The 258-nt window shown below is 55.0% G+C and carries 1 pseudogene; it reads right to left on the bottom strand.

The window, feature by feature from the left end:
• A pseudogene (locus tag AF337_RS46395) lies at window positions 1-258 on the bottom strand (universal stress protein); the annotation flags it as partial.

The raw sequence follows: 258 nt of genomic DNA, 5'->3' as shown, positions 1-258 counted from the left end.
CATCGAATGGCTGGATCTCGACCTCGACCTCGGCTTTTTTCGCATAATCACGGAGCGTCTGCCCGAGAACGGTTCCATTGTCTTTACTCAAGCGCTCCGCCTCCGCACGCATGTTGGCGACGTCAAGGAGTGATGGAAATCGCGGCTGAACGGGTTCGATCCTGACCAGCGGTATACTTGCCGTCAAACCGGCCTTTTGGTGAAGGGAAAAATCGACAGCATTCTGAAGGAGCGAGAAGGAGCTTGCGTCTGGATAGG

It is taken from the genome of Rhizobium ecuadorense, assembly GCF_001187535.1.
Classification (GTDB): Bacteria; Pseudomonadota; Alphaproteobacteria; order Rhizobiales; family Rhizobiaceae; genus Rhizobium; species Rhizobium ecuadorense.
The sequence above is the reverse complement of the archived record's forward strand: the minus strand, read 5'-3'. Positions and strand labels throughout refer to the sequence as shown.